20 protein-coding genes, 1 tRNA gene and 1 pseudogene are annotated in these 21,360 nt (G+C 64.6%); 7 read left to right on the plus strand and 15 right to left on the minus strand.

Going from position 1 to position 21,360, the window contains the following annotated elements:
- Window positions 1-4 precede the first annotated feature (4 nt).
- From B5G09_RS10685 to B5G09_RS10695, 3 genes are read right to left on the minus strand one after another with little or no spacing between them, the layout of a single operon-like run.
- Window positions 5-1,258, minus strand: a complete 1,254-nt coding sequence (locus tag B5G09_RS10685; protein WP_087405140.1) for a competence/damage-inducible protein A — start codon at window positions 1,256-1,258, stop codon at window positions 5-7.
- 4 nt (window positions 1,259-1,262) lie between these two features.
- Window positions 1,263-2,498: a quinone-dependent dihydroorotate dehydrogenase gene (locus B5G09_RS10690; protein ID WP_087405141.1), complete on the minus strand. Its 1,236-nt coding sequence runs from the start codon at window positions 2,496-2,498 to the stop codon at window positions 1,263-1,265.
- 47 nt (window positions 2,499-2,545) lie between these two features.
- Entirely contained in the window at window positions 2,546-3,541 is a 996-nt protein-coding gene (locus B5G09_RS10695; protein ID WP_087405142.1) for a 4-phosphoerythronate dehydrogenase, read from the minus strand.
- 174 nt (window positions 3,542-3,715) lie between these two features.
- Between B5G09_RS10695 and B5G09_RS10700 the strand changes: the two genes are divergently transcribed.
- The 4 genes from B5G09_RS10700 (at window position 3,716) to B5G09_RS10715 (ending at window position 8,074) form a co-directional block, all read left to right on the plus strand.
- A complete protein-coding gene (locus tag B5G09_RS10700; RefSeq protein WP_087405143.1) occupies window positions 3,716-4,753 on the plus strand; it encodes an agmatinase family protein in 1,038 nt (345 codons plus the stop codon).
- Between the two features lie 19 nt (window positions 4,754-4,772).
- Window positions 4,773-6,167, plus strand: coding sequence for a Na+/H+ antiporter NhaA (gene nhaA / locus B5G09_RS10705; RefSeq protein ID WP_241147637.1), 1,395 nt, complete (start codon window positions 4,773-4,775; stop codon window positions 6,165-6,167).
- A 4-nt stretch (window positions 6,168-6,171) separates the two neighbouring features.
- On the plus strand, window positions 6,172-6,876 hold the full coding sequence (locus B5G09_RS10710) for an FKBP-type peptidyl-prolyl cis-trans isomerase N-terminal domain-containing protein (protein ID WP_087405145.1): 705 nt from the start codon (window positions 6,172-6,174) through the stop codon (window positions 6,874-6,876).
- A gap of 88 nt (window positions 6,877-6,964) precedes the next feature.
- Window positions 6,965-8,074: an FKBP-type peptidyl-prolyl cis-trans isomerase gene (locus B5G09_RS10715; protein WP_087405146.1), complete on the plus strand. Its 1,110-nt coding sequence runs from the start codon at window positions 6,965-6,967 to the stop codon at window positions 8,072-8,074.
- Between the two features lie 319 nt (window positions 8,075-8,393).
- On the opposite strand, the gene B5G09_RS10720 is transcribed toward B5G09_RS10715, so the two are convergent.
- The 11 genes from B5G09_RS10720 to hisG all read right to left on the minus strand — a co-directional run bounded on the left by B5G09_RS10720 (window position 8,394) and on the right by hisG (window position 17,815).
- On the minus strand, window positions 8,394-8,765 hold the full coding sequence (locus B5G09_RS10720) for a DUF3127 domain-containing protein (protein ID WP_087309923.1): 372 nt from the start codon (window positions 8,763-8,765) through the stop codon (window positions 8,394-8,396).
- A gap of 156 nt (window positions 8,766-8,921) precedes the next feature.
- Entirely contained in the window at window positions 8,922-9,806 is an 885-nt protein-coding gene (tatC, locus tag B5G09_RS10725) for a twin-arginine translocase subunit TatC (RefSeq protein WP_241147638.1), read from the minus strand.
- 234 nt (window positions 9,807-10,040) lie between these two features.
- Window positions 10,041-10,253, minus strand: coding sequence for a twin-arginine translocase TatA/TatE family subunit (gene tatA, locus B5G09_RS10730; RefSeq protein ID WP_087405147.1), 213 nt, complete (start codon window positions 10,251-10,253; stop codon window positions 10,041-10,043).
- 173 nt (window positions 10,254-10,426) lie between these two features.
- Entirely contained in the window at window positions 10,427-11,047 is a 621-nt protein-coding gene (gene hisIE / locus B5G09_RS10735) for a bifunctional phosphoribosyl-AMP cyclohydrolase/phosphoribosyl-ATP diphosphatase HisIE (protein ID WP_087405148.1), read from the minus strand.
- Window positions 11,048-11,182: 135 nt separating this feature from the next.
- Window positions 11,183-11,935, minus strand: a complete 753-nt coding sequence (gene hisF, locus B5G09_RS10740; protein WP_087405149.1) for an imidazole glycerol phosphate synthase subunit HisF — start codon at window positions 11,933-11,935, stop codon at window positions 11,183-11,185.
- Window positions 11,917-12,648 (minus strand): 1-(5-phosphoribosyl)-5-[(5-phosphoribosylamino)methylideneamino]imidazole-4-carboxamide isomerase, encoded by a 732-nt coding sequence (gene hisA, locus B5G09_RS10745; RefSeq protein ID WP_087309931.1) that lies wholly within the window; start codon window positions 12,646-12,648, stop codon window positions 11,917-11,919. Before hisA ends, hisF begins: the two co-directional genes overlap by 19 nt.
- Window positions 12,649-12,725: 77 nt before the next feature.
- Window positions 12,726-13,436: an imidazole glycerol phosphate synthase subunit HisH gene (locus B5G09_RS10750; RefSeq protein WP_087405150.1), complete on the minus strand. Its 711-nt coding sequence runs from the start codon at window positions 13,434-13,436 to the stop codon at window positions 12,726-12,728.
- Window positions 13,433-14,560 carry a bifunctional histidinol-phosphatase/imidazoleglycerol-phosphate dehydratase HisB gene (gene hisB, locus B5G09_RS10755; RefSeq protein ID WP_087405151.1) on the minus strand — a complete coding sequence of 376 codons (1,128 nt, stop codon included), beginning with the start codon at window positions 14,558-14,560 and terminating at the stop codon, window positions 13,433-13,435. Before hisB ends, B5G09_RS10750 begins: the two co-directional genes overlap by 4 nt.
- Entirely contained in the window at window positions 14,557-15,591 is a 1,035-nt protein-coding gene (gene hisC, locus B5G09_RS10760) for a histidinol-phosphate transaminase (RefSeq protein WP_087405152.1), read from the minus strand. Before hisC ends, hisB begins: the two co-directional genes overlap by 4 nt.
- Window positions 15,588-16,949, minus strand: coding sequence for a histidinol dehydrogenase (gene hisD / locus B5G09_RS10765; RefSeq protein WP_241147639.1), 1,362 nt, complete (start codon window positions 16,947-16,949; stop codon window positions 15,588-15,590). Before hisD ends, hisC begins: the two co-directional genes overlap by 4 nt.
- Before the next feature lie 14 nt (window positions 16,950-16,963).
- Complete coding sequence (hisG, locus tag B5G09_RS10770) at window positions 16,964-17,815, minus strand: ATP phosphoribosyltransferase (RefSeq protein WP_087405153.1); 852 nt, start codon at window positions 17,813-17,815, stop codon at window positions 16,964-16,966.
- A gap of 476 nt (window positions 17,816-18,291) precedes the next feature.
- Between hisG and B5G09_RS14550 the strand changes: the two are divergent.
- A pseudogene (locus B5G09_RS14550) lies at window positions 18,292-18,828 on the plus strand (cupin domain-containing protein); the annotation flags it as partial.
- A gap of 30 nt (window positions 18,829-18,858) precedes the next feature.
- Window positions 18,859-20,523 carry an AMP-binding protein gene (locus tag B5G09_RS10775; RefSeq protein WP_241147641.1) on the plus strand — a complete coding sequence of 555 codons (1,665 nt, stop codon included), beginning with the start codon at window positions 18,859-18,861 and terminating at the stop codon, window positions 20,521-20,523.
- 277 nt (window positions 20,524-20,800) lie between these two features.
- On the opposite strand, the gene B5G09_RS10780 is transcribed toward B5G09_RS10775, so the two are convergent.
- Window positions 20,801-20,874, minus strand: a tRNA-Ile gene (locus B5G09_RS10780).
- A 189-nt stretch (window positions 20,875-21,063) separates the two neighbouring features.
- Here B5G09_RS10780 and B5G09_RS10785 point away from each other — a divergent pair.
- Window positions 21,064-21,330 carry a type B 50S ribosomal protein L31 gene (locus tag B5G09_RS10785; protein WP_019149403.1) on the plus strand — a complete coding sequence of 89 codons (267 nt, stop codon included), beginning with the start codon at window positions 21,064-21,066 and terminating at the stop codon, window positions 21,328-21,330.
- Window positions 21,331-21,360: the final 30 nt, after the last annotated feature.

Consider the following 21,360-nt stretch of genomic DNA (forward strand, 5'->3'; position numbering starts at 1 on the left):
GCGGTTACTGCTCGGTCGTCGCGCCGTCGAGGGCGTCGCGCAGCAGCGAGATGGCGAAAGCACTGGCGCGGTCGATGATCTGACCGCGGTCGGTGCCGCACTGCTTGACGACGGCCCGTGTGCCGGTGGGGGTAGCCACGGCGATCCAGACCGTGCCGACGGGTTTCTCGGCCGAACCGCCCGTCGGGCCGGCGATACCGGTCGTGGCCACGGCGTAGTCGGCGTGACCTACGCGGCGGGCTCCTTCGGCCATCTGGCGGGCCACCTGTTCACTCACCGCGCCGTAGCGGGCGATGTCCTCGGCGCGGACGCCCAACACGTCGACCTTGGCCTCGTTGCTGTAGGAGACCACGCCGCAGTGGAAGTAGGCCGAGGCGCCCGGCAGGGCCGTGAAGCGCGAGGCAATGGTGCCGCCCGTGCAGCTTTCGGCCGTGGCAAGGGTCAGGTGACGTTCGGTGAGGATGCCGTGGACAAGCTCCTGCATCGAGGCCGTTTCGAAGCCGATGACGTTGTGGGGGATCAGCTGGCGCAGCTTCTCGAACTGGCGGTCGATCTCGCGGGCGACGCTCTCACCCTCGACCTCGTAGGCCGACAGGCGCAGCCGTACGGCGCCCGGATTGGGCAGATAGGCCAGTTTGAGGTAGGGCGGCAGGGCATTCTCCCAGCTTTCGATGCGTTTGGCCAGCATCGATTCGGCCAGTCCGGCGGTGATCATCGTACGGTGGACGATCTGCCGCAGCGAGAAGCGGGCCTTCAGACGGGGCATCACCTCGTCTTGCATCAGGTGTTCCATTTCGAACGGCACGCCGGGCAGCGAGACCACCACGTGGCCGTCGCGTTCGAACCACATGCCGGGAGCCGTGCCGTGGGCGTTGAAGAGCACCGTGCAGCAGTCGGGGACCAGCGCCTGCGAACGGTTGAGTTCGTTGAAGTCGATGCCGCGGGCCGTGAGCATCCGCTCGACATGGTCGGCCACCGTCTGGTCGTAGTGCATGCCGCTGTGGAACATCTCGGCCAGGGTCTTTTTGGTGATGTCGTCCTTCGTGGGGCCGAGGCCGCCGGTGATGACCGTCACTTCGAACTGCTCCAGGGCGCGGCCGACGCACTGCTGGATCTGTTCGCGGTCGTCGCCGATCGAGATCTTCTCGCGCACGACGATGCCCGCCGAGTTGAGGTGTTTGGCAATGGAGACCGAATTGGTATCCACGATCTGGCCGATGAGAATCTCATCGCCGATGGTAATGATCGTTGCTTTCATGGTTTTATGCCTGTTTCCCGGACTCTTCGGGAGCCGCCTGCGCGGCGGCAGGGTCGGCCGTGCGGGGCGTGGCCTCCGGGAGCCCGGAGTCTGTATGTTCCGAATGGGGGTGCGGCCGGCCGTCGGTGTCGGCAGAAGCCTCGGTGTCGGCCGGTTTGGCTGCGGAGCTCTCCGAAACGGTGCGGGCCGCCTCGGTCTGGCTCTGCAGCCCGTCGGCGATCAGCTGGCGGCAGATGCGGCCCACGAGCCCCGGTCCTTCGTAGATATAACCCGTGTAGAGCTGCACCAGGTCGGCTCCGGCATCGAGCATCGCCCGGACATCTTCGGGGGTCATCAGACCTCCGACGCCGATGATCGGATAGGTGCCGCCCGAGCGGGCGTGGATGCGGCGGACGATCTCGACGGCCCGACGGGTCAGGGGGGCTCCGCTCAACCGGCCGCTGCCGATCTTATCGATCGAGACGCGGCTCGTCTGCAGTCCTTCGCGGCGGTAGGTGCCGTTGGTGGCGACGATGCCGTCGAGCGGCGTCTCGAGCAGGATGTCCGCCACGCGGTCAACCACCTCGTCGGGCATGTCGGGCGAGACCTTGAGCATGATCGGCCGGTATTGGTTCTGCCCGCGGCGGAAGTCGAACAGCGGGCCGAGGATCCGCAGGATGTACTCCCGGGTATGGGTCGTTCCTTCGCGGCAGGCGTTGTCGCAGCTGACGTTGACGGTGAAATAGTCCACGTATTGGTAGAGATTGCGGAAGACCTTCAGGTAGTCGGCCGATGCGTTTTCGGGGAGGGTGCTGGTGTTTTTTCCGATGTTGCAGCCCACGATTACGCCGTCGTGCGGGCGGCGCAGGTGGCGGATGGTGACCTCCAGACCGCGGTTGGCCAAGCCGATGCGGTTGATGATGGCGCGGTCCTTGGGCAGGCGGAAGACCCGCGGCCGCGGATTGCCCGGCTGGGGGCGCGGCGTGACGGTGCCGATCTCGACGAATCCGAAGCCCATGGCGGCCAGTTCGCGATAGGCTTCACCGTTGCGGTCGAAGCCGGCGGCCAGCCCCACGGGGTTCTTGAAGCGGATGCCGAAGACCTCGCGTTCGAGCGAGGGGTGCTCCACGGCATAGCACTTGTGCAGCAGCCAGCGTCCGCCGGGGATGAGCCCGATGATGCGCAGGAAGAGCACCACGATCCGGTGCGCCCGCTCGATCGAGAGCGAGAAGAGCAGCGGTTTTATAAGCTTGCGGTACATATCGCGGGCAAAGGTAGTGAAAAAACGGTTATGCTGAACGGCCCAAGTCAAAAATACTCACGCCGATAGGCGTAGTTGTCGCGCAGCGCCTCGAAGGTTTCGGGGTGTTGTTTCAGACGCGCGCTTTCGGCCTCGATGTCGTAGTGTTGCGGGATGGTGCGGCAGAGCTCCTCCCAGCTGACGGGCCGGGGCTCGGAGCGTTCGACCTGCGGCGGATACCACCCTTCGAGCGGCAGGTGGAAGTGGCGGCTCACGGCGGCTACGGCCATGGCCGTGGCGTTGGCCTTGCCCTGCATCGAGTAGCCGGCGATATGGGGCGTGGCGAGCAGCGCTCCGTCGAGCAGCACGGGATCGAGCGCCGGCTCGTGCTCCCAGACGTCGAGCACCCAGCGTAGGCCGCTCTTCGGCAGGGCCTCGCCGTCGACCACCTCGCCGCGCGAGGAGTTGATCACCACGGCGCCGGGGCGCATCATCTGGAAGAGCCGGGCGTCGGCCATGTGGCGGGTCGAGGCGTCGAGCGGCGTATGGAAGGTGAGCAGATCGGCCTGCCGGGCCACCTCTTCGAGCGTCAGGAAGCCGCACCGCTCGCGCTCCTCGCGCGGCGGGTCGCAGCACACGACGCGGAAACCCCACGACTCGGCGTAGCTCTTGACCAGCGAGCCGACGTGTCCCACGCCGACGATGCCCAGTGTCCGCTCCTCGGGGCGCCATCCCTCGCGGCGCGCGAGCGTGGCCAGCACGGCGCCCACCCACTGCAGTACGCCGCGGGCGTTGCATCCGGCGGCCGTGGCCACCTCGATGCCGTGGCGGGCGCACCACGCGAGGTCGATGTGGTCGAATCCAATGGTGGCCGTGGCGATCATCCCGACGCGCGAACCCTCGAGCAGGCGGCTGTCACAGCGTGTCCGCGTGCGGATCACCAGGGCGTCGGCCGTGCGCACCTCCTCGGGCGTGAACTCCCGTCCGGGGCGGTAGCGTACTTCGGCGAAGGGTTCCAGAGCGCCCTTCAGAAAGGGGATGGCTTGATCGACAATGACTTTCATGGCGTATGACGGTTTACGGCCGGGCCTCGGCGGCCCGCTGCGGGTGCGCAAATATAGCAAAATAGTCGACAGAGTGTACACGACGGTCAAAATGGCGGTTTTGTGCGGGATTTTTGCCGCCCGCCACCGTCGGTTTGGGCAAAAATTCGTACCTTTGTCTTTCAAACGCGTGTTATGGAACAGAAAACCTTCGATCCGGACGGCGTAGGTGTCGCCACCGGGAGCTATTTCGGGCTTCCGTTCGAACCCGAAACCTCGGCGCTGGTGCTGATCTCGGCCCCGTGGGACGTGACGGTCTCCTACGGCGCCGGCACGGCCTATGCGCCGGATGCCATCATCGAGGCCTCGACACAGCTCGACTTTCACGAACCGCTGGCCCCCGGAGCCTGGCGCCGCGGCATTGCCACGGCCGATATCGACTACACGATCCAGGAGCAGTCGCAGCGTCTGCGCAGCGATGCCGAACGGGTGATCGACCACCTCGAGGGGGGCGGTGAGATCGACGACGACTATGTCGTGCGCAAGATCCGCCGCGTGAACGAGGGGAGCCGCGCCCTGAATGCCAACATCGAGGCACAGGCCGCCCGCTGGCTCGACCAGGGACGGCTGGTCGGTCTGGTCGGCGGCGACCACTCGACCCCCTACGGACTGATCCGTGCGCTGGGGGCGCGCCACGCGGAGTTCGGCATCCTGCACGTCGACGCCCACCGCGATCTGCGCGAAGCCTACGAAGGGTTCGAATACTCGCACGCCTCGATCATGTACAACGTCCTGCGCGACGTGGGGCAGGTGCGGCGCCTGGTGCAGGTGGCCGTGCGCGACTTCAGCGCCACGGAGGCGGCGCTGGCCGAGGCCGACGAGCGCGTCGTCTCGTTCGAGGACCTGGAGCTGGCCGGCGGGCGTTTCCGTGGCCAGACGTGGGACGAACAGTGCCGCCGCATCGTCGCCGAACTGCCCCGGGAGGTCTACGTGAGCTTCGATATCGACGGTCTGAGCTTCGACAACTGTCCCCATACCGGGACGCCCGTCTGCGGCGGGTTGAGCTTCAACGAGGCCGTCTGGCTGCTCCATACGCTGGTCGGGTCGGGGCGGCGGATCATCGGCTTCGACGTGGTGGAGGTCTGCCCGGCCCCCGAGGGGCGCATCGACGCCATCACCGGGGCACGCATCTTGTGGAAACTCTGCTCGCTGACACTCAAGTCCAACGAATAGCCCTGCCTTTGCTGAAACGATGAGACTCTTTTCGATGTTCCGCTGGGTCCGCCGGCGACACCTGATGAGCCTGCGCGGACAACTCTTTCTCGAGGCCCCCTGGGCGGGCGGCGCCGTGCTGCTCGTCTGCGTGGTCGCAGCCATGCTGCTGGCCAACCTCCCGGCCACGAAGATCTACTACCGCCATCTGCTGGAGACGGATCTCTCGCTGTTGGTGCGTTCGCCCGACGGCGTGATCAACTGGTTGTTCCCGCGGGGCATGACCGTCGAGAAGTTCGTCAACGATGGTCTGATGGTCATCTTCTTCTTCGCCGTGGGGCTGGAGATCAAGCGCGAGGTGGTCTGCGGACAGCTCTCCTCGGTGCGTCGGGCCATCCTCCCGGTGCTGGCCGCGGCGGGCGGCATGCTCGCTCCGGCGCTCATCTTTCTGGCGTTCAACCACGGTACGGAGGCCGTCAACGGCTGGGGAATCCCCACGGCCACCGACATCGCCTTTGCCGTCGGGGTGCTCTCGATGCTGGGCGACCGCGTCCCGGCGTCGCTCAAGATCTTCCTCACGGCACTGGCCGTGGCCGACGATCTGGGGGCCGTGCTGGTCATTGCCCTCTTCTACGGCGGGCACGTCGAGCTGACGTGTCTGGTGCTGGCCCTGCTGATCATGGCCGGGGTCTACGTGATGAACCGAATGGGCGAAAAGCGCATGTTCGCCTATCTGCTTCCGGCCGTCGTGGTCTGGGGGCTGTTCTACTATTCGGGCGTGCACTCGACCATCTCGGGGGTGGCCATGGCGCTGCTGATCCCCATGCAGCCGCGTTACAGCCGGGAGTATTTCGCCCACAAGATGAAGTGGCTCAACGCCCGGGTGGTGCGGGCCGCCACGCACGAGGATTTCCCCAACGAGGAGCAGCGTTTCTACCTGCGGCGCATCCACAACCTCACGAGTCAGTCGGTGGGGATGAGCTACCGCCTGGAGCACGCCCTGGCCCCCTATGTGGCCTTCCTCATCATGCCGGTCTTCGCGCTGGCCAACGCCGGGGTGGAGATCTCCTCGGCAGCCTATTTCGATATCTTCCACCGTTCGGCCGAAACGGGGGCCGTCGGCATGGGTGTCTTCCTCGGACTGCTGGTCGGCAAACCGCTCGGAATCTTTCTGGCCAGCTGGGGCGCCGTGCGTGCGGGACTGGCCGAACTGCCCGAGGGAACCTCGTGGCGGATGCTGCTGGCCGTGGCCTGTCTGGGCGGTATCGGTTTCACGATGTCGCTCTTCGTCGATTCGCTGGCCTTCGACGATCAGGTACTCGTCGACCGGGGCAAGATCTCGATCCTGATGGGATCGGTCGCCGCGGCCGTTGCCGGAAGCGTGCTGATCCTGCTCTCCTCGCGAAAAACGAAAAAGCTACAAAACAATGCATAAAACGATGAAAAACCTGCTTTGGATCCTCCCGGCGGTGGCCCTGCTGGGGGGCTCTTGCTCGAAAAAGTCGGGCGGCGGGGGTGTGAAACTCCGCAACGACGTGGACTCGGTGGCCTACGTCATCGGCATGAACGTGGGGCTGAATCTGCAGCGCATGGACTCGACGCTCAACGTCGAGGCGGTGTGTGCGGGCATCCGGGATATCTTCGCCGGGCGGCCCGTCCTGACAACCTCCGAGGCCGAGACCTTTTATCTGAGCTACGTGAACTACGCCCTCCCGGAAAAGGCCCGGGCCTACGAGGAACGGTTCCTCGAGGATATCGCCAAATCGAACCGTTCGTATGCACGCACCTCGTCGGGCGTGACCTATACGGTCGAGGAGGTCGGCGACCAGAACCGGATCCCCGTGTCGGACCGCGACAGCGTGGCGCTGCGCTGGGTGATCCGCACGGCCGACGGACGGGAGATCCTCTCCTCGTACGAACGCGGCGATACGGTGCGTTCGACGCTGCGCGACCTGAACCGCGGCGTGCAGGAGAGTCTGAAACTGATCGGCGTGGGCGGCCGCATCAATGCCTGGATGCCCTCGTCGGTCACCTACGGCGCCGACGGTGACAAGACGCTCGGAATCGGTCCCAACACGACGCTCTGCTATCAGATCGAGCTGCTCGATCTGGACAAGTATGCCGATCGGTTCCGCCGTCGATAATTTGCGCGAAGAAAATCGGTCATTATCCAATATTTTACTATCTTTGCGCGTGCGAAAAAACATTCAACATACATATTCAAAAACAACCATGAAAAGAGTCTTTTTTGCCGCAGCGCTTGCAGGTGCGGCGATGCTTGCCTCCTGCGGGGGCAACAAGACCGGAGTCGAGATGGGCAGCCTGTCGAAGTTCGATTCGCTGTCGTACGCCCTGGGTGCGAACATCGGCTACGGCATCAACTATGAGATGAAGGACATTCCGTTCGATTTCAAGGCTGTCGACAAGGGTATCCGCGAGGGGGCTCTGGACAAGGCCTCGCAGCCGCACGACGAGTCGCTTGACATGCTGCGCGAATACTTCATGTCGAAGCGCGGCGAGCGTGCCCGCGCCATTGCCAAGAAGCGTGCCGAGGCCGACAGCGTCCGTCTGGCCGGCGGCGATTCGACCAAGGTCGAGTATCCGGCCGCCGATCCCGAGATGTTCGAGTCGGAGGAGGAGCGTACACAGCTCTCCTACGCCTTCGGTAACGACATCGGCTACAACATCGCCAACAGCGGTATGCCGGTTCAGCTGGTATGGATCTGCGAGGCCATGCAGAACGTCCGCGACAAGAACGCCAAGATGGATGAGGATGCCGTGAACCAGTACCTGCAGTACTACTTCATGGTAAAGCGTCCGGCCGAGAATGCCGAAGCTTCGAAGACCTGGCTGGAGAAGATCGAGAAGAAGTCGGGCGTGAAGAAGACCGAATCGGGTCTGCTCTACAAGGTGACCGAGATGGGCGATACGACGATGATGGCCAAGGATCCGCGCGACGTGGTGAAGGTGCACTACACGGGCCGCACGCGCGAGGGCAAGGTCTTCGATACGTCGAAGTTCGCCAACCGTCCCAAGGAGCAGCAGGAGATTCTCAAGAAGCAGCGTCCGGACAGCTATGACAAGGACGAGCCCGTGGAGTTCCCGCTCAATCGCGTGATTCCGGGTTGGACCGAGGGCCTGCAGCTTGTGGGCAAGGGTGGCAAGATCACGCTCTGGATCCCCTCCGATCTGGCCTATGGACAGCGTGGCGCCGGTCGTGACATCGGTCCCAACGAGGCCCTGGAGTTCGAGGTCGAGCTGATCGACGTAACTCCCTACGAGGAGCCGGCTCCGGCCGATTCGACGGTTGCAGTTCCCGCCGTTGAGCCCCTTGCCAAATAAGGTTCCACGTCAGCGATAAAAAATCCCGGAATGCTTGCGGCATTCCGGGATTTTTTGTTTGGCGTTCCGTTGTGGGCTTCTGACGTCAGGGTACCGCCTTCTTTCAGAGGTCCTTCTCAGCAAGTTCCTCTCTCTGCCCTCTCTGCGGTTCCTCTCTCAGCAGCCCTCTTTTTCTGCGGCCCCTCTCTCGGCCAGCGGGCCCCTTTCCTCACACTGCGGTCTCTCTCGGCCAGCGGGCCCTCTCACACTACGGCCCCTCTCTCAGCCAGCGGCCCTTTCCCTCACACTGCGGCCCCGCTTTCTCAGCGGCCCCTCGGACTCAGAAGGGGAGGTCGTCGACCTCCTGGGAGGGAGTCGAGGCGTAGGAGGGTTCCTCGACGATGGGAGGCATGTCGGGCATCGGTGCTGCGGCGGCCGGCTCCTGCTGCCTGGGCTGGATGCGCCAGGCACGCACGTCGGTGTACCAGCGGCCGTTGTATTCGCGCGACTCGATGTTGACCGAGACGGTATAGGCGGCACCCTCCTTCAGCCGGGCCACATCGTCGGGCTTGTTGAAGAACGTGACGCAGATCTTGCGGGTGAACGATCCCTCGTTCATCTCAAAAACCACATCCTGACGCTGCCATTCACCGCGGGCCGAAGTGCCCTTCGTGACCGGCAGTATTTTGTAGACGGTTCCTTCGAATTCCATAATTTCGTATCGTTTTTTGGTGATTGTCTCCTCTGCAGACCGTGCGGAAAGGGACTCCGGCGCGGTGCTCCTGCAAAGATAGGCAAATTTTGCGATTCCGCGTCCCGGAACCTTGAATTTTCCATCTTCGGGAGTCCGGTCCCGCGGGATTGAACCTCAATCCTCGTCGTCGGGCCTGCTCTGGCGGGGGTGTTTGCGCTCGATGCGCTCGGCCAGGCGGATGCTCAGTTCGTAGAGCCCGTAGAGGGGAATGATCACCAGCACCAGGCTGAAGATGTCGGGCGGGGTGATGATGGCCGAGATGACGAGCAGAATGACGAAGGCGTGGCGGCGGTAGCGCTTCAGAAAGGCTGCCGAGACGATCCCCATGCGCGAGAGGAAGTAGATCAGCAGCGGCAGTTCGAACATGAAGGCGCAGGCCATCGAGACTACAATGACCGTCGAGAGGTAGTCGCCGATGTCGATCATGTTGGTGATCTCGGGGCTGACCTGGTAGTTGGCGAAGAAGTTGATCGACAGCGGCACCATGATGAAGTATCCGAAGAGCAGCCCCGTGAAGAAGCACCCCGAGACGGCGGTGACGAACCAGCGTGTGCCGGCAATCTCGCGCGGGGTGAGGGCCGGCCGTACGAACTGCCAGAACTCCCACAGCACGTAGGGCATGGCCAGGGCGATGCCCGCGACGAGCGAGATCTTCATGTGGAGATTGAACTGTCCGGCCAGCGAGGTGTTGATCACCTGGAAGCGGTCCGAAGCAATTTCGAACGAGGCGACCGATGTGTCGAACGAGGTTCCGAGCGTGGCATTGAGCCATTCGGCCAGGTGGGCCCATTCGACGCCGATCCACGAGAGCAGCCGGTTGGTGGGGAAGTCGGCCTGCCGGGGTCCGAAGAGGACGGTGTCGATGATGAAGCCCTTGCAGAGGAATGCTGCGATGCCGATGAGGACGATGGCCAGCGCCCCGCGTACCAGATGGGGGCGCAGGGCGTCGAGGTGCTCGAAGAAGGTCATTTCCGAGGAGTCGGGTTCGGGGTGTTTCATGCGGCGGATGGCGTTTGACAGCGGAGTTCAGACATCGACGGGTGAGGCCGGCGGGTCGGAGCGGCGGAACGGACTGCCCGGCGGAGCAGCGGAACGTGGCGTGCAACGGACCGCGTGACGGGGCTGACGCTGTGCGGGGATCCGGGGCCGGCCGGGCTGACGGTGTGCGGGGGGCCCGGGACCGGTGCGGGGTTGACGGAGCACGAGAATCCGGGACCGGTCGCGGGACGGCGGCTACTTCTCGGACTCCTTGCCCGACGAATCGTTTTTGCGGTTGGCCTGATTCTCTTCGGCGGAGTAGTCCTTGTTGACGGCATCCTTGAACTCCTTGACGCCGCGGCCCAGACCGCGCATCAACTCGGGAATCTTGCGCCCGCCGAAGAGCAGCAGAACGACCAGCACGATGATCAGCAGTTGTCCGTAACCGATTACACAGGGAATGAACATCTCTTTCAGTTTTGTTTAGGTTTCTGGGGCGGATCCGACCTTCGGATTCCGTCGGGGTCGGCCCCGGGCGCGCAGGGTGCGCCTCCGGTCCGGGACCTCTTTCTGACAAAGATACGGATTATTTGGACAAATCCGCGTGCGGGGACGGAATTTTGCGCTCCGACGGAGGGGATTCAGGCGTGACGCCGGGCCAGTTCGCGCTCGAGATCGGCAATCGACAGACCGGTGGCCTCGAGCAGCACGAGCAGGTGGTAGACCAGGTCCGAAGCCTCGTAGACCAGGGCGTCGTGGTTGCCGGCCACGGCTTCGATCACCGTCTCGACGGCCTCTTCGCCGACCTTCTGGGCGATCTTGTTCACGCCGCGCGTGAAGAGACGCGAGGTATAGGAGCCTTCGGGCATCTCGCGGTGGCGTCCCTGGATGACGCTCTGCAGGTAGCGGATGAAGCCCTCTTCGTCGGGTGTGGCCTTGCCGAAGCAGGTGCGTGAACCGGTGTGGCAGGTGGGGCCGTGGGGGATGACCCGCACGAGCAGCGTGTCGGCGTCGCAGTCGGCGGCCACCGAGACCGCTTCGAGCCAGTTGCCGCTGGTCTCGCCCTTGGTCCAGAGGCACTGCCGCGTGCGGCTGTAGAAGGTGACGCGGCCCTCGGCGAGGGTCTTCTCGTAGGCCTCGCGGTTCATGTAGCCCAGCATGAGCACCTGCAGCGTGCGGTCGTCCTGGATGATGGCGGGAACAAGCCCGCCGGGGAGTTTTTCGAGGTTGAGCTCCGAAAAGGAAATTCCTGAAATCTTCATGGTATCTGTTTTTTTGTCGGTTTGTTTTTTGTCGGTTTGTTTTTGCGGGGCGTCGGGCGGCAGGAGACCGGACGTGGTTGGTCCGCTCGACAGGTCCGGCAGGCCCGGATGGTTCGGATGGCCCGGGGAGCGGCTTCAGAGGCGGACGGGGATGCCGCGCTCACGGAGCTCCCGCTTCAGGCGCGGAATCGGAATCTCTCCGTAGTGGAAGATGCTGGCGGCCAGTGCGGCGTCGGCTCCGCCGCGGGTGAGCACCTCGGCGATGTGGCCGACGGTGCCGGCTCCGCCCGAGGCGATGACCGGCACGGGCAGTTCGGCCAGCCGGGCGAAGGTCTCGCACGGGTAGCCGTTCTTCGTGCCGTCGTGGTCCATCGAGGTGAAGAGGATCTCACCGGCGCCGCGATCGACGGCCTCGCGGGCCCACGTGAAGAGTTCGCGCTCGGTCAGATGTCGTCCGCCGTGGGTCGTCACCCGCCAGCGGCCGTCGATCTGCCGGGCGTCGATCGCCACGACGACGAACTGCGAACCGTATTTCGAGGCGATCGAGTCGATCAGCGCGGGGTTTCCGACGGCGGCGCTGTTGACCGTCACCTTGTCGGCCCCGGCATCGAGCAGCCGTCCGGCGTCGTCGACCGAGGCGATGCCGCCGCCGACGGTGAAGGGGATGTCGATGCGGGCGGCGATGTGCGAAACCAGATCGGTGAAGGTGCGGCGCCCCTCCTGCGAGGCGCTGATGTCGAGGTAGACCAGTTCGTCGGCCCCTTCGGCGGCGTACTTGGCCCCGAGTTCCACGGGGTCGCCGACGCGGCGCAGATCCTCGAAGTGAATCCCCTTGACGGTCTGACCGTCGCGGATGTCCAGACAGGGTATTATTCGTTTTGCAAGCATCGTTCTATTTCCTCCAGGGTGATACGTCCTTCGTAGAGCGCCTTGCCGATGATGACGCTCCGCAGTCCCAAAGTGTCGAGGCGGCGGATGTCGTCCATCGACGAGATGCCGCCGCTGACCGTGACCTCGACCGTCGGGAACTGCTCCTGCAGCCGGGTGTAGAGCTCCGCACCGGGGCCGCAGAGCATGCCGTCGCGCGAGATGTCGGTGCAGATGACCTGCGCGAGGCCCTGCGGCAGGAAGCGTTTGATCAGTTCGTCGGCCGTTGCCGTCGACTCTTCGAGCCATCCCAGCAGGGCCACCTTGCCGTCGCGCAGGTCGGCGCCGAGGATCATCCGCCCGGGGCCGAACTCTCCGAGCCATGCGGCGAACCACTCCGGTTGCCGCACGGCCACGCTGCCGCAGATGGCCCGCCGGGCGCCGGCGTTGAAGACGTCGTGCAGCGCCTCGCGGCTCTTGATGCCGCCGCCGTACTCGATGTCGAGCTCCGTGCGCGAGGCAATGCGCTCCAGCGTGCGGAGGTTGCGCGGTTCGGAGGCCTTCGCACCGTCGAGGTCGACCACGTGGAGGCGGCCGATGCCCGCCCCTTCGAAGCGGAGCGCCGTCTCGAGCGGATCCTTGCTGTAGACTTTCCGGCTGGCGTAGTCGCCCTGCGTGAGGCGTACGCACTGGCCCTCGATGAGGTCCATGGCCGGTATGAGGGTGATGTTCATGGTTTTTCGGGGTTTGTGGTGGATATGTCCGGTCGTATCGGTGGAAGGTTGCCGGTTCGGAGTCGGGCGGCGGCGCCTTACTTCAGATTCAGGAAGTTCTGCAGGATCCGGGCCCCCGTTGTGCCGCTCTTTTCGGGGTGGAACTGCGTGCCGTAGAAGTTGTCGCGCCGGAGTGCCGCGCTGAAGCGTCGTGCGTAGTCGGTCGTGGCGATTGTAGCCGGACAGAGCTCCGCCGCATAGGAGTGGACGTAGTAGACGTAGCTCTGTTCGGGAATCCCTTCGAAGAGCGGCGAGCGCAACCCTTCGATCGTATCCCAGCCCACGTGGGGGACCTTCAGCCGGGAGCCGGCATCGGATGTTTCGGGAAGAGGCCGGGGGGTGTGGCGGCCGGTCGGTGTGGCGGCCAGCGGGGCCGTATCCGGGAGGGTCGGGCTGGCCGCCGCTTCGTGGAGGATTTCCTCTACGGCGGTGGTGGGGAGGCGCCGCACCCGTGTGGGGAAGATCCCCAGACACTCCGCCCGCCCCTCCTCGCTCGAGAGGCACAGCAGCTGCATGCCGATGCAAATACCCAGCACGGGGCACGTCAGCGTCGGCAGCACCTCGTCCAGCCCCCGTTCGCGGAGCTTTGCCATGGCGCTCGAGGCTTCGCCCACGCCCGGGAGGATCACCCGCTCGGCGCAGCGCAGCTGAGCGGCATCGGCCGTGAGCGTGAACTCCGCACCGGCCCGCCGCAGGGCATCGGCAACCGATCGCAGGTTGCCCGTATCGTAATCGACGACGGCTATCATAGGACTCCTTTGCTGCTGGGTATGTCGTATCCGAAACCTTCGCGCCGCACGGCCATGCGCAGTGCCCGGGCGAAGGCCTTGAAGATGGCTTCGGCCTTGTGGTGTTCGTTCTCGCCGCGGGCCGCGACGTGGAGGTTGCACCGCGCGGCGCAGCACAGCGAGTGGAAGAAGTGGCGGAACAGCTCGGTCGGGACGTCGCCCACCCGTTCGCGGCGGAATTCGGCCTCCCACTCGAAGTCGATACGCCCGCCGAAGTCGAGCAGCACCAGCGCCCGGCAGTCGTCCATCGGCAGGGCGAATCCGTAGCGGGCGATGCCGGCCTTCGAACCCAGCGCGCGGTCGATGGCCTCGCCCAGGGTGATGGCGACATCCTCCACGGTATGGTGTTCGTCGACCTCCAGGTCGCCGTGGGCCTCGACCGAGAGCGAGACGCCGCCGTGGTGGGCAATCTGCGAGAGCATGTGGTCCAGGAAGTGGAGGCCCGTCGAGATGCGGTCGTTGAAGTCGCCGCGGCCGTCGAGGTCCAGCCGCACGCGGATCTGCGTCTCGCGTGTCTGGCGCCGCAGGTCGACCTGCCGCTCCCCGCGGCGGATGAACTCCGCCACCTTGGCCCACGAGTCGCTCACCAGCGCGCAGCTCTCCGCCACGCCGGCCTCCTCCACCATCCGCCGCCCCTCGGCCGCGGGCCGCAGCAGGATGCCGCGGGCCCCGAGGTTGCGGGCCAGCAGAAGGTCCGTCACGCGGTCGCCGATCACGTAGCTCGATGCGAGGTCGTACGACCCGTCCAGGTATCGGGCGAACATTCCGGTGCGGGGTTTGCGCGTCGGGGCGTTGTCGCGCTCGAAGGTGCGGTCGATGAGCTGGTCGTCGAAGACGACCCCTTCGCCGCCAAGCGTCGCGAGCATCTTCTCGTGGGCGGGCCAAAAGTCCGCCTCGGGGAAGGAGTCGGTGCCCAGACCGTCCTGGTTGGTGGCCAGCACCAGCTCGAAGCCGAGCCCCGAGAGGGCCTTCAGCCCCGAGATGGCGCCCGGTACGAAGCGCATCTTTTCGAGGCTGTCGATCTGCTCGTCGGCGGGTTCCGCGAGGATCGTGCCGTCGCGGTCGATGAAGAGGGCTTTTTTCATGGTTGGAAATTTTGGATGGTTCGGATCAGCAGGTCGTTCTCCTCGGGACGGCCGACGGTGATGCGCAGGCACCCCGCGCAGCCCGCCACGCGCGAGCGGTTGCGGACGATCACCCCGGCGCGGATCAACGCCTCGTAGAGGCGGTCGGGCGCCGCGGTGCGCACCAGCAGGAAGTTGGCCTCCGAGGGGTAGACCCGTTCGATGGCCCGGCAGCCGGCCAGCGCCCGCGCCGTGCGGAGCCGCTCGCGGCGAAGCTCGGCGATCTGCGCCGTGATCGGCTGCGTGAGGCGTTCGAGAACCTCGCGCTGCGTCGGACCGTTGATGTTGTAGGGGTACTTCACCCGGGCGAAGAGCTCCGCCACGGGCTCCGCCGCAAAGGCCAGTCCGAGACGCAGCCCGGCCATGCCCCACGCTTTGGAGAGGGTCTGCAGGATGATGAGATTCGGAAACTCGTCGAGCCGGCTGAGAAATCCCGGCTTCGAGGCGAAGTCGATGTAGGCTTCGTCCAGGAGGACCATCCCCGGGAACTCGCGCAGCAGCCGTTCAATTTCGCGGGCCGGAAAGGCGTTGCCCGTGGGGTTGTTCGGCGAGCAGATCCACAGCAGCTTCGTGCACTCGTCGGCCGCCGCGAGCAGTGCGTCGGTCGGCAGCGCGAAGTCGTCGCCGAGCGCCACCTCGCGCATCTCGACGTCGTTCGTGTCGGCCGCCACGCGGTACATGCCGTAGGTCGGCGCGATCGAGACGGCGTTGTCGCGCCCCGGCGTGCAGAAGATCCGGTAGGCGAGGTCGATCGCCTCGTCGCTGCCGTTGCCCAGGAAGATCTGCCCCTCGCGAACCCCCTTCAGGGCGGCAATCCGGCGTTTCAACTCCCGCTGGTGGGGATCCGGGTAGCGGTTCACCCCGTTGTCGTAGGGACTTTCGTTGGCGTCGAGCCACGTGGAGATCTCCCCGCCGGCGTACTCGTCGCGGGCCGTGGAGTAGGGTTGCAGGGTCCGGATATTCGGCCGGACCAGCTCGTCAAGGGGTCTCATGATCGCTTCGGATTTTGCGGGTTAAGCGTATCGTTCGGGACGTCGGCTGATTCGAGCCGGATGCGGACCGCCGCGGCGTGGGCGTCAAGTCCCTCGGCCATGGCCATCGCCTCGATGGTCGGGGCCAGGCGCCGGAGCCCCTCGCGCGTCAGCTCCTGGAAGGTGATCTTCCGCAGGTAGGAGTCGACATTCACGCCGTTGCACGAACGGGCCCAGCCTCCGGTCGGGAGGGTGTGGTTCGTCCCCGAGGCGTAGTCGCCGGCGCTCTCGGTCGACCAGCGGCCGATGAAGACGCTTCCGGCCGAGGTGATCCCGGCGGCCGCCTCCCACGGCGACTCCATCGTAAGGATCAGGTGCTCCGGGGCGTAGGCGTTCGAGAAGGCGATGCGCTCTTCGCGGTCCGTGAGGACGATGATCCGGCTCTGTTGCAGCGCCTCGCGGATGATTGCGGCACGGCGACGCCGGGTCAGCTGCTCCGCAACGGCCCGCTGCGTGGCCCGGGCGAACTCCGTCGAGGCGCAGACCAGCACCGCCTGGCTGTCGCCGCCGTGTTCGGCCTGCGAGAGCAGGTCGGCGGCGGCAAACTCCGGCGAGGCGCTGTCGTCGGCCAGCACCAGCACCTCCGAAGGGCCGGCCGGGAGGTCGATCGCCACGTCACGGGCGCCGACCAGCTGTTTGGCCTTCGTCACGTAGCGGTTTCCCGGGCCGAAGATCTTCTCCACACGCGGAATGCTCTCCGTGCCATAGGCCATGGCGGCAATGGCTTGGGCCCCGCCGACGGCGAAGAGGCGTGTCACGCCGCAGAGCTGCGCCGCGTAGCGGATCTCCGGGGCGACGCTCCCGTCCGCACGGGCCGGGGTGCAGAGGATCACCTCGCGGCAGCCCGCCACCCGGGCCGGCAAGGCCAGCATCAGCACCGTCGAGAAGAGCGGTGCCCGCCCGCCGGGAATGTAGAGCCCCACGCGGTCGATGGCCACGGCGCGCTGCAGGCAGGTTACGCCTGGCATTGTCTCGACGCGCACCTCGGCGGGCAACTGCGCCCGGTGGAAGGCCTCGATATTCGCACGGGCCGTGTCGAGGGCCTGTTTCAGCGCGTCGGAGAGCTCTCCGGCGGCCGCCTCCACCGTCTCGGCCGGAATCTCGAACGCTTCGGGCCGCCGCCCCTCGATGCGCTCCGTGATGTCGCGCAGGGCCCGGTCGCCCCCCGTGCGCACCTCTTCGAGGATCTCCTCCACCTGTCGGGTGATCTCCTCCTCGCGGCGCGTGCAGCGTTCCATCAGCGCGCCCCACGCGCTGCGGGGCGGATTGTCGTAGATGGTCAGCATCGCGCTGTTTTCGGTCGTATTCATGTCGTTCATGGCTTGCAACGTTTTCAACGGATCATGTTTTCGAGCGCCAGCACAAGAATGCCTTCGGCGCCGATCTTCTTCAACTGTTCGATGCGCTCCCAGAGCTGCTCCTGTGCCAGCACGGCATGGATCGAGCACCACCCCTCCTGGGCCAGCGGCAGCACCGTCGGGCTGCGCATCCCCGGCAGGATGCGGATCGCCTCCTCGAGCCGCTCTTCGGGCAGATTCATCAGCACGTACTTCATGCCGCGGCTCTCGAGGATCGAGTTGAAGCGGAAGGTCAGCTGCTCGGTTTCGCGCCGTTTGTCGGGTCCGAGATTCGGGCAGGCGATCAGCACCGCCTCCGAGAAGAAGACCTTCTCGACCTCGGTCAGTCCGTTTGAGATGAGCGTACCGCCCGAGGAGACGATGTCGAAGATGGCGTCGGACATCCCCACCGCCGGGGCGATCTCGACCGAACCCTCGATGCGGTGAATCTCGGCTTCGATGCCCCGTTCGGCGAAGTAGCGCATGAGGATGTTCGGATAGGAGGTGGCGATGCGCCGGCCCCGGAAGTACTCCGGACCCGGGTAGTCGGTCCCCTTCGGGACGGCCAGCGAGAGGCGGCACCCGCCGAATCCGAGATCCATGAGCTGTTCGACGCGGAAGCCCTTTTCGGCCACTTCGTTCAGCCCTACGATCCCCAGATCGGCGACGCCCATCGCCACGGCCTGCGGGATGTCGTCGTCGCGCAGATAGAGCACCTCGAGCGGGAATCCTTCGGCCCGCGAGATGAGTTTGCGCTTGCTTTCGGCAACCTGGATGCCCGCTTCGGCAAGCAGACTGGTGCTCTGTTCGTTGAGTCGGCCCTTGGCCTGGATGGCTATTCGCAACATGTTTCGTGTGGTTTTGATTGTCCTGTTTTTTTTTTCCCCCCCCCTCCCCCTCCTCCGTGTGGCCTGATACGAAAAAAGCCCACCCGCAAGGGGTGAGCTTCATGTATCGGTATGGTTCGTTATCTCTCTTTCGGACCGTTTATCGGTCTGTCGTTCTGCGGTTGTTCCATACATGATCGCCTGCCCCCGGGATTTCGTGGCGGTGATGATGATGGATATGGATAAACTGCAGCATGCTGTTTCGGATCGTTGAGGACAAATATAGTGATTCCGATCCGAAAATCCAAATTTTTCATCCGTTTTGTGCCGCGCACGGCGGTTGGGAATGCCGTGTCCCTTGCCGCCTGACGGCCGAAAAGTGTCTCTTTCTCTGGAAGTTTTGCGGAGGAGCGGGGAAGTTTTGAAAAATTTTTCATATCTTTACGGGAGATCGCCGCAAGGTTAGGGCGGCGCTCTCATCCTAAAAACGAAACGCCATGTGTGACGACCCCATTCTGTCGATCGCAACCCGTCTGCGCGGGCTGCGCGAAGTTCTCGAATTGTCGGAGCAGGAGGTGGCCGACAGCTGCCGCATCTCCCTCGACGAGTATCGGGCCCTCGAAAGCGGGCATTCCGACATCTCGGTCAACCTGCTGCAGACCATCTCCCGCCGCTACGGCATCCCGCTCGACGTGCTGATGTTCGGCGAGGAGCCCCGCATGAACTCCTATTTCATCACCCGCGCCGGGCGTGGCGTGGCGGTCGAACGCCGCAAGGCCTACCGCTATGAGGCGCTGGCCGCCGGATTCCGCGACCGGCGGATCGACCCCTTCATCGTGACCGTCGAACCGGCTCCGGCCGATGCCCCGATGCACCTGAACACCCACCCCGGACAGGAGATGAACTACGTACTCGAAGGCCGCCTGCTCATCGAGCTCGACGGCCGGCAAATCGAACTCAATCCCGGAGACAGTCTCTATTTCGACTCCTCGCTGCCCCACGGCATGAAGGCGCTCGACGGCAGGACGGTCCGTTTCCTGGCCATTATATATAGAGGTATGAATCTGGTAGATCGTTATCTGTCTCGGACCGACTTCTCCTCGCAGGAGGAGTTTCGCGAGCACCTGCATATCCGGGTGCCCGAGCATTTCAATTTTGCCTATGACGTCGTCGACCGCTATGCCGCCGAAGCTCCCGACCAGCTGGCCATGCTCTGGACCGACGACAAGGATCATGTGGCCCGCTTCACCTTCGCCGACCTCAAGCGCGAAAGCGACCGTACGGCCTCCTGGTTCCGGAGCCTCGGCATCGGCAGGGGCGACCCCGTGATGTTGATTCTCAAGCGCCGCCATGAGTTCTGGCTCTCGGTGCTGGCTCTCCACAAGCTGGGCGCCGTGGTGATCCCGGCCACCCACCTGCTGACGAAAAAGGATGTCGTCTATCGCTGCAACACGGCCTCGATCCGGGCCATCGTCGCGGCCGGCGAGCGGGTCATCACCGACCACATCGCCGCCGCCATGCCCGAGAGTCCCACGGTGCGGGCCCTGGTGAGCGTCGGTCCCGAGGTGCCCGAGGGTTTCCTCGATTTCCATCGCGGCATCGAAGAGGCCGCCCCCTTCGTGCGCCCCGAACACCCGAACGACAACGACGACATCATGCTCATGTACTTCACCTCGGGAACCACCGGCGAGCCGAAGATGGTGGCGCACGACTTCACCTATCCGCTGGGACACATCGTCACGGCCCGCTACTGGCACAACCTCCACGAGGGGAGCCTCCACCTGACGATCGCCGATACGGGGTGGGCCAAGGCCGCCTGGGGAAAACTCTACGGGCAGTGGTTCGCCGGCGCCACGCTCTTCGTCTATGACCACGAAAAGTTCACGCCGGCCGACATCCTGCACAAGATCGAACAGTACCGGATCACCTCGTTGTGCGCCCCTCCGACGATCTACCGCTTCCTGATCCGCGAGGATCTGTCGCGTTTCGACCTCTCGTCGTTGGAGTACTGCACCACGGCGGGCGAGGCGCTCAACGGTTCGGTCTACGACACGTTCCTTGCCCAGACCGGCATCCGGCTGATGGAGGGTTTCGGCCAGACTGAGACGACGCTGACGCTGGGCACCTTCCCCTGGATGGAGCCCAAACCCGGCAGCATGGGCGTCCCCAATCCGCAGTATAGGATCGACCTGCTGACGCCGGACGGCCGTTCGGCCGAGGACGGCGAGCAGGGGCAGATCGTCATCCGCACCGACGGCGGAAAGCCCCTCGGCCTCTTCAAGGAGTACTACCGCAGCGAGGAGCGCACGCGCGAAGCGTGGCACGACGGCGTCTACTACACGGGCGACGTGGCCTGGCGCGACGAGGACGGTTACTACTGGTTCGTCGGGCGGGCCGACGATGTGATCAAGAGTTCGGGCTACCGCATCGGCCCCTTCGAGGTCGAGAGTGCGCTGATGACCCACCCGGCTGTCGTCGAGTGTGCCATCACGGGCGTTCCGGACGAGATCCGCGGGCAGGTGGTCAAGGCGACGATCGTCCTGGCGGCCGAATGGCGCGAACGGGCCGGTGCCGCGCTGGTCAAGGAGCTGCAGGACCATGTCAAGCGCGTCACGGCCCCCTACAAGTATCCGCGCGTGATCGAGTTCGTCGAGGCGTTGCCCAAGACCATCAGCGGCAAGATCCGTCGGACGGAGATCCGCCGCGACGACGCCTCCAAAAAGGGGTGATCCATTCCGTGTGACGGGAGCGTGCTTGTCCGCCGGGCGTGTGAAGACTTGCCGCCGGGTGTCCTGTGGAAAGGGAGGCGCCCGGCCGTTCGATCCGGATCCGGAGGGCGGGGGAGGCTTGAACGGCGGTTGGGTCCCCGTCGGAAACGGCACCTCTTCTTGCCTGTTGGTCGTTTGCCCGATCGGCCGGTTGAAGCATGAAAAAAGGACTGTCTCGCGAGACAGTCCTTTTTCGTTTCCGGCGAATTGTCCGGTATCGGGCAATCCGCCCGGCAGGTGGGCCCAGAGGGGCATGATCCCACGACCTTCGGATTATGAGTCCGCTGCTCTGACCGACTGAGCTATGGGCCCCGGGGCGTTTTGGATACCTCCGCAGAGGATCTTCCGCGCTTTGCGACGACAAAGATAGAAAAACAATCCGGATTCCGCAACCCCGCAGCCGGCTGCCGATGCGAAAAAATTTGTCCCGGCGCTTGTTTCTTGCAAATTAATTCGTACCTTTGTCCCGCTTAAGCACTAATTATTAACAAAAACAACGAAATGAAAAAGGGTATCCATCCGGAAAATTATCGTTTAGTGGCGTTCAAGGACATGTCCAACGACCACGTGTTTTTGTGCCGGTCCGCCGTTTCGACAAAAGAGACCATCGAAGTGAACGGCGAAACCTATCCCGTGTATAAGATGGAAATCTCCAACACCTCGCACCCGTTCTATACGGGCAAGATGAAGTTGGTTGACACCGCCGGTCGCGTCGATAAGTTTATGAGCCGCTACGCAAAACGCTACGATAAGAAAAACGCCAAGTAAATCGTCGCTGTCGGCATTTACCGCTTACGG

It is taken from the genome of Alistipes sp. An54 (assembly GCF_002159375.1).
Lineage (GTDB): Bacteria > Bacteroidota > Bacteroidia > Bacteroidales > Rikenellaceae > Alistipes > Alistipes megaguti.

Bases quoted from the DNA above. Each gene is read 5' to 3' on its own strand.
- B5G09_RS10695 (WP_087405142.1), bottom strand. From the start codon at position 3,541: ATGAAAGTCATTGTCGATCAAGCCATCCCCTTTCTGAAGGGCGCTCTG.
- hisC (WP_087405152.1), bottom strand. From the start codon at position 15,591: ATGAGACCCCTTGACGAGCTGGTCCGGCCGAATATCCGGACCCTGCAA.
- B5G09_RS10785 (WP_019149403.1), top strand. From the start codon at position 21,064: ATGAAAAAGGGTATCCATCCGGAAAATTATCGTTTAGTGGCGTTCAAG.
- nhaA (WP_241147637.1), top strand. From the start codon at position 4,773: ATGAGACTCTTTTCGATGTTCCGCTGGGTCCGCCGGCGACACCTGATG.
- hisD (WP_241147639.1), bottom strand. From the start codon at position 16,949: ATGAACGACATGAATACGACCGAAAACAGCGCGATGCTGACCATCTAC.
- B5G09_RS10685 (WP_087405140.1), bottom strand. From the start codon at position 1,258: ATGAAAGCAACGATCATTACCATCGGCGATGAGATTCTCATCGGCCAG.
- B5G09_RS10690 (WP_087405141.1), bottom strand. From the start codon at position 2,498: ATGTACCGCAAGCTTATAAAACCGCTGCTCTTCTCGCTCTCGATCGAG.
- hisG (WP_087405153.1), bottom strand. From the start codon at position 17,815: ATGTTGCGAATAGCCATCCAGGCCAAGGGCCGACTCAACGAACAGAGC.
- B5G09_RS10750 (WP_087405150.1), bottom strand. From the start codon at position 13,436: ATGATAGCCGTCGTCGATTACGATACGGGCAACCTGCGATCGGTTGCC.
- tatC (WP_241147638.1), bottom strand. From the start codon at position 9,806: ATGAAACACCCCGAACCCGACTCCTCGGAAATGACCTTCTTCGAGCAC.
- tatA (WP_087405147.1), bottom strand. From the start codon at position 10,253: ATGTTCATTCCCTGTGTAATCGGTTACGGACAACTGCTGATCATCGTG.
- B5G09_RS10720 (WP_087309923.1), bottom strand. From the start codon at position 8,765: ATGGAATTCGAAGGAACCGTCTACAAAATACTGCCGGTCACGAAGGGC.
- hisF (WP_087405149.1), bottom strand. From the start codon at position 11,935: ATGCTTGCAAAACGAATAATACCCTGTCTGGACATCCGCGACGGTCAG.
- B5G09_RS10700 (WP_087405143.1), top strand. From the start codon at position 3,716: ATGGAACAGAAAACCTTCGATCCGGACGGCGTAGGTGTCGCCACCGGG.
- hisA (WP_087309931.1), bottom strand. From the start codon at position 12,648: ATGAACATCACCCTCATACCGGCCATGGACCTCATCGAGGGCCAGTGC.
- hisB (WP_087405151.1), bottom strand. From the start codon at position 14,560: ATGAAAAAAGCCCTCTTCATCGACCGCGACGGCACGATCCTCGCGGAA.
- hisIE (WP_087405148.1), bottom strand. From the start codon at position 11,047: ATGAAGATTTCAGGAATTTCCTTTTCGGAGCTCAACCTCGAAAAACTC.
- B5G09_RS10710 (WP_087405145.1), top strand. From the start codon at position 6,172: ATGAAAAACCTGCTTTGGATCCTCCCGGCGGTGGCCCTGCTGGGGGGC.
- B5G09_RS10715 (WP_087405146.1), top strand. From the start codon at position 6,965: ATGAAAAGAGTCTTTTTTGCCGCAGCGCTTGCAGGTGCGGCGATGCTT.